Annotated in this window: 15 protein-coding genes; 3 read left to right on the top strand and 12 right to left on the bottom strand. The window is 64.7% G+C overall.

Features of this window, described 5'->3' with window-relative positions:
• Positions 1–29 precede the first annotated feature (29 nt).
• From tpiA to AB4120_RS21465, 5 genes are all read right to left on the bottom strand, one after another.
• Positions 30–767, bottom strand: coding sequence for a triose-phosphate isomerase (gene tpiA, locus AB4120_RS21445; RefSeq protein WP_149137566.1), 738 nt, complete (start codon positions 765–767; stop codon positions 30–32).
• Positions 768–900: 133 nt separating this feature from the next.
• Complete coding sequence (locus AB4120_RS21450; protein WP_149136416.1) at positions 901–1,905, bottom strand: NAD(P)H-quinone oxidoreductase; 1,005 nt, start codon at positions 1,903–1,905, stop codon at positions 901–903.
• A gap of 149 nt (positions 1,906–2,054) precedes the next feature.
• Positions 2,055–4,217, bottom strand: a complete 2,163-nt coding sequence (pnp, locus tag AB4120_RS21455; RefSeq protein ID WP_149136417.1) for a polyribonucleotide nucleotidyltransferase — start codon at positions 4,215–4,217, stop codon at positions 2,055–2,057.
• Positions 4,218–4,659: 442 nt separating this feature from the next.
• Positions 4,660–4,923, bottom strand: coding sequence for a 30S ribosomal protein S15 (gene rpsO, locus AB4120_RS21460; RefSeq protein ID WP_144201571.1), 264 nt, complete (start codon positions 4,921–4,923; stop codon positions 4,660–4,662).
• 172 nt (positions 4,924–5,095) lie between these two features.
• Positions 5,096–6,388, bottom strand: a complete 1,293-nt coding sequence (locus AB4120_RS21465) for a branched-chain amino acid ABC transporter substrate-binding protein (RefSeq protein WP_149136418.1) — start codon at positions 6,386–6,388, stop codon at positions 5,096–5,098.
• A gap of 156 nt (positions 6,389–6,544) precedes the next feature.
• On the opposite strand from AB4120_RS21465, the gene AB4120_RS21470 reads away from it, so the two are divergent.
• On the top strand, positions 6,545–7,081 hold the full coding sequence (locus AB4120_RS21470) for a hypothetical protein (RefSeq protein WP_149136419.1): 537 nt from the start codon (positions 6,545–6,547) through the stop codon (positions 7,079–7,081).
• 128 nt (positions 7,082–7,209) lie between these two features.
• Here AB4120_RS21470 and AB4120_RS21475 read toward each other — a convergent pair whose 3' ends face one another.
• The 7 genes from AB4120_RS21475 to AB4120_RS21505 form a co-directional block, all read right to left on the bottom strand.
• The gene (locus AB4120_RS21475) at positions 7,210–8,748 is read right to left on the bottom strand and encodes a 2-isopropylmalate synthase (RefSeq protein ID WP_149136420.1); all 1,539 of its coding nucleotides are present in this window, start codon (positions 8,746–8,748) and stop codon (positions 7,210–7,212) included.
• Between the two features lie 316 nt (positions 8,749–9,064).
• Positions 9,065–9,568 (bottom strand): peptidoglycan-binding protein LysM, encoded by a 504-nt coding sequence (gene lysM / locus AB4120_RS21480; protein WP_149136421.1) that lies wholly within the window; start codon positions 9,566–9,568, stop codon positions 9,065–9,067.
• Positions 9,569–9,674: 106 nt separating this feature from the next.
• Complete coding sequence (pssA, locus tag AB4120_RS21485; protein ID WP_144201580.1) at positions 9,675–10,580, bottom strand: CDP-diacylglycerol--serine O-phosphatidyltransferase; 906 nt, start codon at positions 10,578–10,580, stop codon at positions 9,675–9,677.
• A gap of 34 nt (positions 10,581–10,614) precedes the next feature.
• Positions 10,615–11,277, bottom strand: a complete 663-nt coding sequence (locus tag AB4120_RS21490) for a phosphatidylserine decarboxylase (RefSeq protein ID WP_144201582.1) — start codon at positions 11,275–11,277, stop codon at positions 10,615–10,617.
• A gap of 266 nt (positions 11,278–11,543) precedes the next feature.
• On the bottom strand, positions 11,544–12,560 hold the full coding sequence (gene ilvC, locus AB4120_RS21495) for a ketol-acid reductoisomerase (RefSeq protein WP_144201584.1): 1,017 nt from the start codon (positions 12,558–12,560) through the stop codon (positions 11,544–11,546).
• Positions 12,561–12,688: 128 nt separating this feature from the next.
• A complete protein-coding gene (gene ilvN / locus AB4120_RS21500; protein ID WP_008643328.1) occupies positions 12,689–13,180 on the bottom strand; it encodes an acetolactate synthase small subunit in 492 nt (163 codons plus the stop codon).
• Positions 13,180–14,943 carry an acetolactate synthase 3 catalytic subunit gene (locus AB4120_RS21505; protein ID WP_149136422.1) on the bottom strand — a complete coding sequence of 588 codons (1,764 nt, stop codon included), beginning with the start codon at positions 14,941–14,943 and terminating at the stop codon, positions 13,180–13,182. Before AB4120_RS21505 ends, ilvN begins: the two co-directional genes overlap by 1 nt.
• Positions 14,944–15,289: 346 nt before the next feature.
• Between AB4120_RS21505 and AB4120_RS21510 the strand changes: the two genes are divergently transcribed.
• Positions 15,290–15,856, top strand: coding sequence for an RNA polymerase sigma factor (locus tag AB4120_RS21510; RefSeq protein ID WP_092292361.1), 567 nt, complete (start codon positions 15,290–15,292; stop codon positions 15,854–15,856).
• On the top strand, positions 15,853–16,293 hold the full coding sequence (locus tag AB4120_RS21515) for a DUF3619 family protein (RefSeq protein WP_149136423.1): 441 nt from the start codon (positions 15,853–15,855) through the stop codon (positions 16,291–16,293). Before AB4120_RS21510 ends, AB4120_RS21515 begins: the two co-directional genes overlap by 4 nt.
• Position 16,294: the final 1 nt, after the last annotated feature.

Consider the following 16,294-nt stretch of genomic DNA (forward strand, 5'->3'; position numbering starts at 1 on the left):
CTTGCCTGATCAGACGATCGGAACCGGCATCAGGCGTTGCCGATCGCGAGGAAATCATCCGCCTTCAGCGAGGCGCCACCAATCAGGCCCCCGTCGATGTCGGACATGGAAAACAGTTCGGCCGCATTGTCCGGCTTCACGCTGCCGCCGTACAGGATGGCCATGCGCGATGCCACGCCAGCGTCCTTGCCGGCCACCTGCGCACGCAGGACGGCATGCACGGCCTGCGCCTGGGCACTGGAGGCGGTCTTGCCGGTGCCGATCGCCCAGACAGGCTCATAGGCCAGGACAATCCGACCCAGCTGCTCGATAGACAACGCATCCAGCACCGCTTGCAACTGACGGCCCACAACGGCTTCAGTCTGCCCGGCTTCGCGCTCGGCGAGCGTCTCGCCAACGCAGACCACGGGCACGATGCCAAATTCCAGCGCCCGCAGCGCCTTGGCCGCCACGGTGGCGTCGGTTTCGCCGTGATAGGTGCGGCGCTCGGAATGACCGACCAGCGCATAACTCACGCCAAACTCGGCCAGCATCGAGGCAGCCACCTCGCCCGTGAAGGCGCCACGCGCCTCTGCCGACACATCCTGGGCACCCCAGGCCACTTGCGAGCCCGACAACAGCGTCTGGCACTGGGCAAGATAGGGGAACGGTGCGCAAACAGCCAGCGTCGCGCGGGCCGAAGCCGCCTTGATACCGTCGAGCAGCGCCGCATTGGCGGCCAGGCTGCCGTGCATCTTCCAGTTGCCGATGACCAGCTTTTGTCTCACAAGCGCCCCCTCTGAAATAAACCCGCTATTGTAGCGTGGCCGGAAGGGGTCCGCCACCACGGGCGGACAATTGCATACACCGAGCCGATCCGGCGCAACAGGACGCCCAGCGGGCGCCCTCAGCCGTCCGTTATTACCAGGTCAGCACGATCTTGCCGATGTGCTCGCTCGACTCCATCAGCCGATGGGCGTCGGCAGCCTGTGCGGCCGGGAAGACCTGGTGGATCACCGGCTTGATCTTGCCGGCCGCCAGCAGCGGCCACACCTGCTGGTGCAGCGCCTCGGCGATCTTGCCCTTGAATGACGCCGGGCGGGGCCGCAGCGTCGAGCCCGTCACGGTGATCCGGCGACGCAGGATGTCGCCCAGCGGAATCTCGGCCTTGCCGCCGCCCAGCAGGGCGATGATGACGATGCGGCCGTCATCGGCGATGCAAGACAGCTCGCGCGCCAGGTACGAGCCGGCCACCATGTCGAGGATCACGTCCACACCCTTGCCCTCGGTCAGCGCCTTGACCTCGGCCACGAAGTCCTGGGTCTTGTAGTTGATCGCGCGATCGGCGCCCAACTGCTCGCAGGCCTTGCACTTCTCGTCGCTGCCGGCCGTCACGAAGACCTTGAAGCCAAGCGCCTTGGCGATCTGGATGGCGGTCGTGCCGATGCCGCTCGAGCCGCCCTGGATCAGCAGCGTCTCATCCTTGCCGCGCGGGCCTTTGCCCAGCAGGCCACGGTCGAACACATTGCTCCAGACCGTGAAGAAGGTCTCGGGCAGCGCAGCGGCCTCGATATCGGACAAACCCGCCGGCACCGGCAGGCATTGCGCCACCGGGGCCGTGCACAGCTCGGCGTAGCCGCCGCCCTGCACCAGCGCACAGACGCGGTCGCCCACCTTCAGGCCGAAGCGGTTGTCGGCGTGCGACAGGTCGCCGCCCACCACCACCCCCGCCACTTCAAGGCCGGGCAGGTCCGAGGCACCCGGCGGCACCGGATAGTTGCCGGTGCGCTGGAACACATCGGGACGATTGATGCCGGCCGCCGCCACGCGGATCAGGATCTCGCCCGCCTTCGGCTCCGGATCGGGGCGCTCGGCCAGTTGCAGGACTTCGGGCGCGCCGTATTCACGGATCTCGATGGCTTTCATGATCGTTCCTCATCAGTGTGTCGTGCGTGGCATGCAGGCTGGGCAAACCCCATCCGCATGGAATGACCGGCAGTGTAAACAAAAAAGCGGCTGGACATCGCCAGCCGCTTTTTTGGTACTACGAGGACTACGGGTACTGCCGGACCGGCTTACTGCTGGTCGGGCGAGGCCGGAGCCGCCGGGGCGTCGCTCTGGACGATCGGGCTGATGCTGCCGCCCTCTTCCGCCAGCGCTGCCTTCAGCGACAGGCGCAGACGACCCTTCTCGTCGGCCTGGATCAGCTTCACGCGCACCTGCTGGCCTTCCTTCAGCCAGTCCTTGATGTCCTTCACGCGCTCGTTGACGATCTCACTGATGTGCAGCAGGCCGTCCTTGCCCGGCAGGATGTTCACGATGGCACCGAAGTCCAGCAGCTTCAGCACGGTACCGGCGTAGATCTTGCCCACTTCGGCTTCGGCGGTGATGCCCTCGATGCGGCGCTTGGCTTCCGCCATGCCTTCCGTCGAGGTCGACGCGATCGTGATCGTGCCGTCTTCGCCGATGTCGATGGTCGTGCCGGTTTCCTTGGTCAGGGCCTGGATGGTCGAGCCGCCCTTGCCGATGACTTCGCGGATCTTGTCCGGATGGATCTTCATCGTGATCATGCGCGGTGCGTGTGCCGACAGCTCGGTACGCGCATGGCCCATCGCGCCCTGCATGTTCTGCAGGATGTGGATGCGGCCTTCGCGGGCCTGAGCCAGCGCCACCTGCATGATTTCCTTCGTGATGCCCTGGACCTTGATGTCCATCTGCAGCGCGGTGATGCCCGCGTCGGTGCCGGCCACCTTGAAGTCCATGTCGCCCAGGTGATCTTCATCGCCCAGGATGTCGGTCAGCACGGCGAACTTGTTGCCTTCCAGGATCAGGCCCATGGCCACGCCGGCCACGTGCGCCTTGACCGGAACGCCGGCGTCCATCAGTGCCAGGCAGCCGCCGCAGACCGAAGCCATCGACGACGAACCATTCGATTCGGTGATTTCCGACACCAGGCGGATCGTGTACGCGAACTCGTCGTCCTTCGGCAGCACCGGGATCAGCGCGCGCTTGGCCAGGCGGCCGTGACCGATTTCACGACGCTTCGGGCTGCCCACGCGGCCCGTCTCGCCGGTGGCGAACGGGGGCATGTTGTAGTGGAGCATGAAGCGGTCGCGGTATTCGCCGGCCAGCGCGTCGATGATCTGCTCGTCGCTCTTGGTACCCAGCGTGGCCACCACCAGCGCCTGGGTTTCCCCACGCGTGAACAGGGCCGAGCCGTGCGCGCGCGGCAGCACCGACGAGCGGATCTCGATCGGGCGCACGGTGCGCGTGTCGCGGCCGTCGATGCGCGGCTCGCCGGCCAGGATCTGGCCACGGACGATCTTCGCTTCGAGGTCGAACAGGATGTTGCCCACTTCCACCTTCTCGGCTTCCACGCCGGCTTCGGCCAGACCAGCGGTCACCGCGGCGTAGACTTCCTTCAGCTTCTGGCTGCGGGCCGACTTCTGGCGCAGCTGGTAGGCTTCCTGCAGCAGCGGCAGGCCGATCTCGCTAACCTTGGCGATCAGCGGCTCGTTCTTGGCTGCCGGGGCCCAGTCCCACTCGGGCTTGCCGCCGTCGCGCACCAGGTCGTGGATCGCGTTGATGGCGATCTGCATCTGCTCATGGCCGTACACCACGGCGCCCAGCATCACCTCTTCAGACAGCTGTTGGGCTTCCGATTCCACCATCAGCACGGCGCGCTCGGTACCGGCCACCACCAGGTCCAGGTCGGACGTGGCGATCTGCGAGCGGGTCGGGTTCAGCAGGTACTGGCCATCCTTGTAACCCACGCGGGCGGCGCCCACCGGGCCGTTGAACGGAATGCCCGACACGGCCAGCGCGGCGGACGCGCCGATCAGCGCAGGGATGTCGGCCGGCACTTCCGGGTTGATCGACAGCACGTGGATCACCACCTGCACGTCGTTGTAGAAGCCTTCCGGGAACAGCGGGCGCAGCGGACGGTCGATCAGGCGCGAGGTCAGCGTCTCGTTTTCCGACGGACGGCCTTCACGCTTGAAGAAGCCACCGGGGATCTTGCCGGCAGCGTAGGTCTTTTCGATGTAGTCGACGGTCAGCGGGAAGAAGTCCTGGCCCGCCTTCGGGCTCTTGGCGGCCACCACGGTAGCCAGCACCACGGTGTCTTCCACGTCGACGATTACGGCACCGCCAGCCTGGCGGGCGACTTCGCCGGTTTCCATGCGGACCGTGTGCTGGCCCCATTGGAATTCCTTGACGATCTTGTTGAACATGGTCATGAGCAGTTCCTTGATACATGCATGCGGGGCGCACACACGCGCGTCCCGCGACGCCTGCGCTCACAGCGGCAGGCGAACTGCCGGATTCATGCCGGTCGCAGTCTCAGGGAAGTGCTATGCCATTCCATTGCAACACCACCAGGCTGGCGATGCGGCGATGGAATGACACAAAACCCCGGTTCCTTGGCCGGCTCCGGTCACAGAGCAATATAAAGAGCGAGGTAACTTACTCCGTTACACGTCTTGGCGCAACGGGCGCCCGGGCTGCTTGGCCAGGACGACTTAGTGAAGCAAACATCACAATCAATGCCAGCCCGGCGGGGAGGCCGCCGGACCAGAAAAGCAAAATGCCTGCCTCAGCAGAGCTGACGCAGGCATCGCGGCCTCACGTGAAATCGTGCAGGAACAACTTGTGCAGGATTCGTGCTGCCATCCACAGACCTTACTTACGCAGGCCCAGCTTTTCGATCAGGGCGCGGTAACGGTCAGCGTCGCTGGCCTTGAGGTAGTCCAGCAGGCGGCGACGACGGCTCACCATGCGCAGCAGACCGCGGCGGCTGTGGTGATCCTTCATGTTGGCCTTGAAGTGGGGGGTCAGTTCGTTGATGCGGGTGGTCAGCAGGGCGACCTGAACTTCGGGGCTACCCGTGTCGTTGGTGCCGCGCGCGAACTGCTTGATAACTTCGGACTTGTTGGCGATTGCCATGATGATTTCCTTTCACTTGCGAACGCTGCAGCGCGGGATGCGCCACCTGCGTCGTGCCTTGAAGCCTGGTATGGACTGAGGCATGCGCCGTGCGCAGGGGTCCTTGCACGACAGCCGCGGATTATAGCCGAATTTGCCGGCGGGGCGAAATCCGTCCGCGCGGCCTGCCCGATCAGCTCGCCGGGCGCTCCATGCGGCACGTGGTGGGCAGGGTTGTCTGGGCGGTCTTGAGCTTCTTCACCGTACGGAAGCCGTAGCCGGACCCTTCGTTGTCGAAGCGCACATCCCCGCCCCGCTTCGCCATGACCGAGACATAGAGCGGCTGCAGCACCTGGTGGTCGTCCGCGCGCACGGTGGCGTCGTGGAAATCGTTGGTGAAGCGCATGTTCTCGAGCGCCAGCGCCACCTTGACGGCATCCGTGGAGCCGGCCTGGGTGATGGCCCGCGCCAGCATTTCCACCATCATCTGCATGCGCAGGTGCACGTAGTCGTCGCGCGGCTCGGGGTAGCGGGTGCGGAATGCCTGGTAGAAGGCGTCGGACGCCGCGCCGCCCACGTTCGGGTGCCATTCGGCCACCGCCAGCACGCGGCCCACGCCGGCATCGCCCATCGCCGCCGGCGCGCCAAGTCCGTTGCCGTAGAACGTATAGAAGCGGGCGCCCAGCCCGCCCTCGCGCGCGGCCTTGACCATCAGCGTCAGGTCGTTGCCCCAGTTGCCGGTGATCACCGCGTCAGCCCCACTGGCCTTGATCTTGGCGATGTACGGCGCGAAGTCCTTGATCTTGCCGATCGGGTGGAATTCGTCGCCCACAATCTGGATGTCCGGCCGCTTTGCCGCCAGCATCTCACGTGCCGACTTCGCCACCTGGTGCCCGAAGCTGTAGTCCTGGTCGATCAGGTAGACCTTGCGGACGGTGTGTTCGCCGCGAATCGCCTCCGTCAGCGCCTGCATGCGCATGTCCGAACTCGCGTCGAAGCGGAAATGCCAGAAACTGCAATTCTCGTTGGTCAGCGCCGGATCGACGGCCGAGTAGTTGAGGAACAGCACGCGCGCCTCCGGCTGGCGCATATTGTGGCGATTGATCGCCGCCACCAGCGCCCCGGCCACGGCCGAACTGTTGCCCTGCAAAACGAAGGGGATGCGCTTGTCCACCAGCGCGCGGAACTGGATCAGGCTTTCATCGACATTGCCTTTGCTGTCGAACGTGACCAGTTCCAGCGGACGGGCGCCCTCGGCGGTCTTCACGCCGCCGCGCGCGTTGACGCGGTCGATGGCGATGCGCAGGTTGCGCACCACGGCGTCCCCGGCGTTGGCGAACGGGCCGGAGAGCCCTTCGATCATGCCCAGCCGGATCGGCGCGCCAGCCTCGCCCTGGGCATGGCCGCTCCCCGCCAGACACAGCAGCGTCGCCGCCAGCCATGCACGCCACGGGCCGCGCCGCCACCCCTTTTCCGCACCGGACATCCTCACTCCTCTTCTACATCGCACAACGAAGGCGTGGATGGTACGGCAGGGGGGCCGGTGGCCGCAATCCCACCAAAAAAGCAGCGTTCGATGCACACCAGCGCCTGAGCGGACTACACTTCCAGCATTCGTACGATTGCCAGGCGAGAAATTCCCATGATCTCCCCCCTCCGATACGCTGGCCGCCGGCTGGCCCAGACCGTGGTCCTGGGCCTGGGCGCGGCCCTGCTCAGCGCTTGTACCGCCCTGGCCCCGGTGGATACCGGCCTGAAACTTGTCGGCCAGCCCGAGAGCGCCGTGATGGCCACCTTCGGCAAGCCCACCGACATCTATAAGCTCGACGACGGCACCGTGCGCTGGTTCTATTCCAAACAGCCGCTAGGCCAGGAATCGTACGCCGCCGACTTCGACAAGAATGGCAATCTGACGAATTTCCGCCAGATGCTCCGGACGCCGGAACTGTACAAGGCGCAGGTCAATGTCTGGACCAAGAAAGACGTGCTGGAGCACTTCGGTGCCCCGCGTGAGCCAAACCAGTACTTTCCGTTGATGAAACGCGAGGTGTGGAGCTACCGCTTCCGTCACGAAGACCAGTGGTACTCGCTGTTCAATTTCTACTTCGATGACGCCGGCGTGCTGCGCCAGACCCAGATCACGCCCGATCCACTGTACGACCGCTCCGATCGCCAGTAGCCCGTATCGATTGCGAGACATCGTCATCCAACGAAAAACCGCCCGTCGTCGCGGGATAGGCGACTGACGGGCGGCTGATGGTCGCGGGGGCCTTGTGGGCCCCCGGGCGCCGGCACGCGGATCGGGGATCAGATCTGCGGGTTGATCTTCTGTACGGCCTTGTCGTGCAGCTTGTTCAGCGCGGCCAGGTAGGCCTTGGCCGACGCCGCGACGATGTCCGGATCGGTGCCCACGCCGTTGACGATGCGGCCGGCCTTCGACAGCCGCACGGTCACTTCGCCCTGCGCCTGCGTGCCGGTGGTGATGGCGTTCACCGAGTACAGCACCAGTTCCGCGCCGCTGTTGACCTTGCCTTCGATGGCATGCATGGTGGCGTCGACGGGGCCATTGCCCTCGGCTTCGCCGGTCTGCTCGCTGCCATCCATATTGAATACCACGCGCGCATGCGGGCGCTCTCCGGTCTCGGAGCGCTGCGACAGCGACACGAAGCGGTAGTGCTCGTTCACGTCGTGCGCCTCATCCGAAACGATGGCCATGATGTCTTCGTCGAAGATCTCGGCCTTCTGGTCGGCCAGTTCCTTGAAGCGGCCGAAGGCGGCGTTGACCTCGCTCTCGCTCTCCAGTTCGATGCCCAGCTCCTGCAGGCGCTGCTTGAACGCATTGCGGCCCGAGAGCTTGCCGAGCACGATCTTGTTGGCGGTCCAGCCCACATCCTCCGCGCGCATGATCTCGTAGGTGTCACGTGCCTTGAGCACGCCGTCCTGATGGATGCCGGAGGCGTGCGCGAAGGCGTTGGCGCCCACCACGGCCTTGTTCGGCTGCACCACGAAACCGGTGATCTGCGAGACCAGCTTGGAGGCCGGCACGATCTGCGTGGTGTCGATGTTCACGTCCATGTTGAAGTAGTCGCGGCGCGTCTTCACGGCCATCACCACCTCTTCCAGGCTCGTGTTGCCGGCCCGCTCGCCGAGGCCGTTGATCGTGCACTCGATCTGCCGCGCGCCGCCCAGCTTCACGGCGGCCAGCGAGTTGGCCACGGCCATGCCCAGGTCGTTATGGCAGTGCACGGACCACACCGCCTTGTCCGAGTTGGGGATGCGCTCGCGCACCGAGCGAATCAGGTCCGCGTAGCCTTCCGGCACCGCGTAGCCAACCGTATCGGGCAGGTTGATCGTGGTCGCGCCTTCGGCAATCACGCCCTCGAGCACGCGGCAGAGGAAGTCCATGTCCGAACGGCTGCCGTCTTCGGGCGAAAATTCGATGTCGTCGGTGAACTGGCGCGCGAAGCGCACGGCCAGGCGCGCCTGTTCGTACACCTGGTCCGGCGTCATGCGCAGCTTCTTCTCCATGTGCAGCACCGAGGTGGCGATGAACGTGTGGATCCGGAACGAGTTGGCGGGCTTGAGCGCTTCCGCCGCGCGGGCGATGTCCTTGTCGTTGGCGCGGGCCAGCGAGCAGATCGTCGAATCCTTGACCACCTGGGCGATCGAGCGGATGGCTTCGAAGTCACCATTGGAGCTGGCCGCAAAGCCGGCCTCGATCACATCGACCCTCAGGCGTTCCAGCTGGCGCGCGATGCGAATCTTCTCTTCGCGGGTCATCGAGGCGCCGGGCGACTGCTCGCCATCACGCAAGGTGGTATCGAAAATGATGAGTTTGTCAGACATTTTGTGGAGCTCCTGGGCTGTACCTTGTTGTGTGCCGTGCCGTCCCGTCCTTCGTGCTGCCGGGCGCCGCAGTCTCGAACATCGAATGCAAAACGCCCCGGCGTGCATGGTTGCAGGCCGGGGCGTTTGAAAACTAGGAAAATTCCTGGTGATTCCGCGCTAGGGCGATAGCGTCCCTCAGCGCGCGCGCGTCCCGACCCGATGGCCTAGTAGGCCACCTAGGGTGGTGCGGGCGAGTAGGGACTGGCGCGAAATCATGTCGGGGACTATATCCGGTTTGGCGCGCGCGTGCAAGGCGGGCTGACCCGGGCCGGTTTCAGCCCTTCGGCGGAATCCGCAGCTTCTGACCCGGATAGATCTTGTCCGGGTGCGAAAGCATCGGCTTGTTCGCTTCGAAGATCTTGTTGTACTCGGCGCCGTTGCCGTAGGCCGCCTGGGCGATGGCCCAGAGCGTGTCGCCCTTGACCACGGTATGCCATTGCGATTCGGTGGACTCCACGTTGACGGACATCTTGTCCTCCACCGACTCCACGCCTTCCACATTGCCGGCACAGAGGATGATCTTCTCCCGGGTGGCCTGGTCCGGCGCCACGCCGAACACCGTCGCCTTGCCCTGCGAGCCGTCCACCTGGACCATCAGCCCGGTGGCGTCGAGCCCCATTTGCTTGATGTAGGCCTCGATGGCGTCGCCGGCGGCGCGGTTGGCGGCCTCCACCTTCTCTGCCGAGGCGTCCGCCTTGGCCGCTTCCTGCGCAGCCTTGGCCTCGCCCTTGCCGAACAGCTTTTCGCCCGCTTCCTTGATGAAGTCAAACATGCCCATGACATTCTCCTGACGGTGAGTGGAACGTAACGCGACCCGCGTGATGCGGATTGGGATACCGCTGAAACGACACAGGGCGCCCGAAGACGCCCTGCTGCCATGCTTGCTAGTTACCGCCGCCGAGCCCGTCGGGTCCGCCGGCGCGTGCCTTGCGTACCCCGCCCGGCTCGCCATGCAGCGCGCGCCAGGCCCACAGCAGGTAGCCCGACACCGCGTAGGCCACGAACAGCCCGAACAGCGCCACCGGCGGATCGGTGGAAACCACCACGAACAGCACCAGTACGAGCACCATCATGCCGAAGGGCACGCGGTAGCGCACGTCCAGCGCCTTGCCGCTGTAGAACGGCGCGTTGGAGACCATCGACAGGCCCGCATAGAGCGTGATCGCAAAGGCGACCCACGGCATCCACAGCTCCCTGACCGGCAGCTTGTTGTCGATGACCAGCCAGACGAAGCCGGCCACCAGCGCCGCCGCGGCCGGGCTGGGCAGCCCCTGGAAGAAGCGCTTGTCCACCACGCCGATATTGGCGTTGAAGCGCGCCAGGCGCAGCGCTGCGCAGGTGCAGTAGACGAACGCGGCGATCCAGCCCCATTTGCCGAGATCGCGCAGGATCCAGGTGTACATGACCAGCGCCGGCGCCACGCCGAACGAGGTCATGTCCGAGAGCGAGTCGTACTGCTCGCCGAATGCGCTCTGCGTGTTGGTGATGCGCGCCACGCGGCCATCCATGCCGTCCAGCACCATGGCCGCGAAGATGGCGATGGCGGCCGAGTCGAAGTGGCCGTTCATCGCCGCCACGATGGCGTAGAAGCCGGCGAACAGCGCGGCGGTGGTGAACGCGTTGGGCAGCAGGTAGATGCCGCGCCGGCGCGGGCGCACGTACTCGATGTCGGGCCCTTCCTCGGCCTCGTCGTAGCCGGGGTCGTTGCGCAACTGGTTGCGGCGGAACGGTCGCAGATGCGTCACGTTGCCGATGCTGACGCGCTTGTTCCGTCGATTAAAGGCACCCATGCCAGCCTCTCCTATCAGTGTGGACGGCGGCGGCTTACTGCTGCGCGCCCTGCACGTCCAGTTCGGCCAGCACGGTCGACGAGGCGGACACCTTCTCGCCAATCGTCACGCGCGGGCGCGCATCGACGGGCAGGTACACGTCCACGCGGGAGCCGAAGCGGATGAAGCCGTAACGCTGGCCACGCGAGAGCGTGTCGCCCACTTTGGTGTAGCACAGGATCCGGCGTGCCACCAGCCCGGCCACCTGGACCAGCGTGACCACCTTGCCGTCCTGCGCGCGGCGGATCACGATAGCGTTGCGCTCGTTCTCCACCGACGCCTTGTCCAGATCGGCATTGACGAACTTGCCCGGGAAGTATTCGAGCTTCTCGACCTTGCCATCCACCGAAACGCGGTTCGAATGCACGTTGAACACGTTCATGAACACGCTGATCTTGAGCGCCTCGCGCCCGGCGTACGGGTCCTGGGTCTTCTCCACCACGACGATGCGGCCGTCGGCGGGAGCCAGCACCGCGTTGGGCGCCGACGGAATCGGCCGGGGCGGATCGCGGAAGAACTGGAGCACGAAGATCGTGAGAATCCACAGCGGCAGTGCCCACCAGAAACCTGCGCTGACATGCACCAGCAGCGAGATGACGAATGCGCCGGCCAGGAATGGCCAGCCTTCACGGGCGATCAGCGGATGAGGATAGTTCATGCAAGACTTGGTCTGAAGTTCAGGTAGAAACGATACGCCGTGCCGGGTCGGCGCCATGGACTGGCCGCCGTCGGGGCTTTGTAGGGGTATCGCCGCGAATAATAAGAAAGATTCGAGCCAGCGCCCGAATAAAGTCCGACAAGGATAACAAAAAGCCGTCCAGCCTCCGCCAAAATGCCTCACGCAACACTGCGCGGGGCCGGCGGCGGGCTGGACGGCCGAGGGCGGCGGGCCCCGGGGGCCCCGCCCTGCCAGCTGTCGTCAGCTTAGTTCTTCGACTGGTCGACCAGCTTGTTCTTGGCAATCCACGGCATCATCGCGCGCAGCTTGGCACCCACTTCCTCGATCTGATGCTCGGACGTCAGGCGACGGCGCGAGATCAGGGTCGGGGCGCCGGCCTTGTTCTCGAGCAGGAAGCTCTTGGCGTACTCGCCGGTCTGGATGTCCGTCAGGCACTGCTTCATGGCCTTCTTGGTCTCTTCCGTCACGACGCGCGGGCCGGTGACGTATTCGCCATATTCGGCGTTGTTCGAGATCGAGTAGTTCATGTTGGCGATGCCGCCTTCGTAGATCAGGTCGACGATCAGCTTCAGCTCGTGCAGGCACTCGAAGTAGGCCATTTCCGGCGCGTAGCCGGCTTCCACCAGCGTCTCGAAGCCAGCCTTGATCAGCTCGACGGTACCGCCGCACAGCACGGCCTGCTCGCCGAACAGGTCGGTTTCGGTTTCTTCGCGGAAGTTGGTCTCGATGATGCCGGCACGGCCGCCGCCGTTGGCGGTGGCGTACGACAGCGCGATGTCACGGGCGGCGCCGGACTTGTTCTGATGCACGGCGATCAGGTGCGGCACGCCGCCACCCTGCGAGTACGTCGAGCGCACCGTGTGGCCCGGGGCCTTCGGGGCGATCATGATCACGTCCAGGTCGGCACGCGGGATCACGGCGCCGTAGTGCACGTTGAAGCCGTGCGCGAAGGCCAGCGCGGCGCCTTCCTTGATGTTGTCGTGTACTTCGTTCTTGTACACGTCGGCGATCTGCTCGTCCGGCAGCAGGATCATGACCACGTCGGCGTTCTTGACAGCCTCGCCCACTTCCTTGACCTGCAGGCCGGCGTTGACGGCCTTGTTCCACGACGCGCCGCTCTTGCGCAGACCGACCGTCACGTTCACGCCCGAGTCCTTCAGGTTCAGTGCGTGGGCGTGGCCTTGCGAGCCGTAGCCGATGATGGTGACGTTCTTGCCCTTGATCAGGGAGAGGTCGGCGTCCTTGTCGTAAAACACTTTCATGATGATTCCTTCGATTTTCTAAGTCTGCGTGTAAGGGGTGGCGGCGTGGCGCGGGCGTTGGTTCCGATTCACGCGTCGCGCCGCCGGGGATACTGCGGTTGGCTTGTGGCCGCTGCCGGGTGCGCCGGTCAGACCTTCAGGATGCGTTCGCCGCGGCCGATGCCGGAGCCGCCCGTACGGACGGTTTCCAGGATCGCGGTGCGGTCGATGGCATCGAGGAACGCATCCAGCTTGCCGCCGTTGCCGGTCAGCTCGATGGTGTACGTCTTCTCGGTCACGTCGATGATGCGGCCCCGGAAGATGTCGGCGGTGCGCTTCATTTCCTCGCGCTCCTTGCCCACCGCGCGCACCTTCACGAGCATCAGCTCGCGCTCGATGTGCGCGCCTTCCGTCAGGTCCACCACCTTGACCACTTCCACCAGGCGGTTCAGGTGCTTGGTGATCTGTTCGATCACGTCATCCGAGCCGGTAGTGACGATGGTCATCCGCGACAGCGACGCATCCTCGGTGGGGGCCACCGTGAGCGTCTCGATGTTGTAGCCGCGCGCCGAGAACAGCCCCACTACGCGCGACAGCGCGCCAGGTTCGTTTTCCAGCAGGACCGAAATGATGTGTCGCATTACAGGTCCTCCGCGCCGAGCAGCATTTCGGAGATGCCCTTGCCGGCCTGGACCATCGGCCACACGTTTTCCGTGGGGTCGGTCTGGAAGTCCAGGAACACGGTGCGGTCCTTGAGGCGGAACGCCTCGCGCAGCGCCGGCTCGACGTCGGCCGTCTTCTCCACGCGGATACCCACGTGGCCGAAGGCCTCGGCCAGCTTGACGAAGTCAGGCAGCGCGGTCATGTAGGAGTGCGAGTAGCGGTTGTCGTACTCGATCTCCTGCCACTGGCGCACCATGCCCAGGTAGCCGTTGTTCAGCGAGCAGATCTTGACCGGGGTGTCGTACTGGAGGCAGGTGGACAGTTCCTGGATGCACATCTGGATCGAGCCTTCGCCCGTGATCGTGACCACTTCCTTGTCCGGGAACGCCTTCTTGATGCCCATCGCGTACGGCAGGCCCACGCCCATCGTGCCCAGGCCGCCGGAGTTGATCCAGCGGCGCGGCTCGTTGAACTTGTAGAACTGCGCGGCCCACATCTGGTGCTGGCCCACGTCGGAGCAAATGAATGCGTCGCCCTTGGTCAGTTCCCAGATCTTTTCCACCACGTACTGCGGCTTGATGATCTCGCTGTTGCGGTCGTACTTGAGGCAGTCCACCGAACGCCATTGCTCGATCTGGTCCCACCACTTGGCCAGGGCCTCGCGCTTGGGCTTCACGTCGCTGGCCTGCAGCTGGGCGATCAGTTCCTGGAGCACGTCCTTGACGTTGCCGACGATGGGGATGTCGACCTTCACGCGCTTCGAGATCGACGAGGGGTCGATATCGATATGGATGATCTTGCGTGCCTGCGCGGTGAAGTGCGCCGGGTTGCCGATCACGCGGTCGTCGAAACGGGCGCCGATGGCGATCAGCACGTCGCAGTTCTGCATGGCCATGTTGGCTTCATACGTCCCGTGCATGCCGAGCATGCCGAGGAACTGCTTGTGCGTGCCCGGGAACGCGCCCAGGCCCATCAGCGTGTTGGTGACCGGATGGCCCGTGATGGCGGCCAGCTGGCGCAGCTCCTCGCTGGCATTGGCCAGCACCACGCCGCCGCCCGTATAGATATACGGACGCTCGGCGCCCTGCAGCAGCGCCACGGCCTTGCGGATCTGACCCGAGTGCCCCTTGTTCACGGGGTTGTACGAGCGCATGTCGATCGACTTCGGGTACTCGTACTTGCACGCATTCCGGGAGACATCCTTCGGAATATCGACCACCACGGGGCCGGGACGGCCGGTGGCAGCGATGAAGAACGCCTTCTTGATCGTCGCGGCGAGATCGCGCACGTCCTTCACGAGGAAGTTGTGCTTGACGATCGGGCGCGTGATGCCGACGGTGTCGCATTCCTGGAAGGCATCCTGGCCGATGGCATGGGTCGGCACGTTGCCGGTGATCACCACCATCGGGATCGAGTCCAGGTAGGCGGTGGCGATGCCGGTCACGGCATTGGTCACGCCCGGGCCGGAAGTCACCAGGGCGACGCCGACCTTGCCCGTGGCGCGCGCGTAGCCATCCGCGGCATGGACCGCAGCCTGCTCGTGGCGCACCAGGATGTGCTCGAACTTCTTTTGCTTGTGGAGCTCGTCGTAGATGTACAGCACCGCGCCGCCGGGGTAGCCCCAGACGTATTCGACGCCTTCTTCGGCGAGTGCGTGACAGAGAATTTCCGCACCGATCATTTCGGGTGCGGCAGATGAATTGCTGTCTGCGTGGGAGAACTCCGCGCTGGGCATGTTCATTTCAGTCCTTTGCAATTTTCGGCAAAAAATTGTTTGGATGCTCTCTGCCGGGCTTGTGGCTCGGGTTCAAGCGGTGCGCGTCTGCATGAAGAGACCGCCTTATAAGCGGTCTGATGAGACAACCACTGATGTCGTGAACCGATGATGATACTGCAATGCACCAGTGTGGTCTATGGCCTGCCGGAGACTTTTTTGCACGTGCACCACGATGGTCCAACGGCCGCAAGCGACCCCTCCGGCATATTGTCTGCAAACCAATACAGCATCGCCCAAGCCGGCTGTTTTTTGCTAGCATCGCAGACATTTGCGACCCGCCGCGCGACTTTCGCGGCACATTCCTGCCTGCATGGCCACCGACCAGGAACTCTCAGACTTTCTCTCCAGCGTGGAACGCCGTGCCTTCAAGCAGGCCGTATTCGCCGTGCGGGATGACGAAGCCGCGCTGGACATCGTGCAGGACGCCATGATCAAGCTGGCCGAAAAGTACGGCGACAAGCATGCCGCCGAACTGGCGCCGTTATTCCAGCGCATCCTGCAGAATACGATCCACGACTACTTCCGCCGCCAGAAAGTACGCAACACGTGGGTAACGCTGTTCTCGAACCTGCGCGACGACCGCGAAGGCGATGACAACGACCTGCTGGAAACTCTCGAGGCCCAGGCCGGGTCAGAATCCGCGGAAAGCAGCGCCGACAAGGTCGAGCGGGCACAGGTCATGCACATCATCGAGCAGGAAATCCAGCGTCTGCCCACGCGTCAACGCGAAGCTTTCCTGATGCGTTACTGGGAGGATATGGATGTGGCCGAGACGGCAGCCGCGATGGGCTGCTCGGAAGGCAGCGTCAAGACGCACTGTTCCCGTGCAACGCACACACTGGCGCAGGCCTTGCGCGCACGGGGGGTCCGACTATGAGCCGAAACCAACGAGATATACAGGAACGCCGCTTCGCCCGCGAGATCCGCTCGGCACTCGATGCCTCGGCGGATGCCGTGCCGGCGGACATTGCCGAACGGCTCGCCGCCGCGCGGCGCATGGCGCTGGCCGCAAAGAAAGCCGAGGCACCGGCCACGGTGCCGCAATTCGCCCTGCCCGGCAGCCATGGCGCCATCTTCGACGATGACGACGGCTCGCCGCTGCACCGCGCTGGCGCCTGGCTGCGCCGGCTTGCCCTGCTCTGGACGCTGGTGGCGCTGGTCGCCGGCGTGACTGGCATCTACCAGTGGCAGCAGCAGAAGCGCGTGGAAGAGCTCGCCGATGTGGACGCCGCCATGCTGCTCGACGACCTGCCGCCCACGGCCTATGCCGACCAGGGCTTCCACGTGTTCCTCAAGCACGACCGCGATCAATAGG

This window comes from Cupriavidus sp. 2KB_3 (assembly GCF_052115685.1).
Taxonomy (GTDB): Bacteria; Pseudomonadota; Gammaproteobacteria; order Burkholderiales; family Burkholderiaceae; genus Cupriavidus; species Cupriavidus campinensis.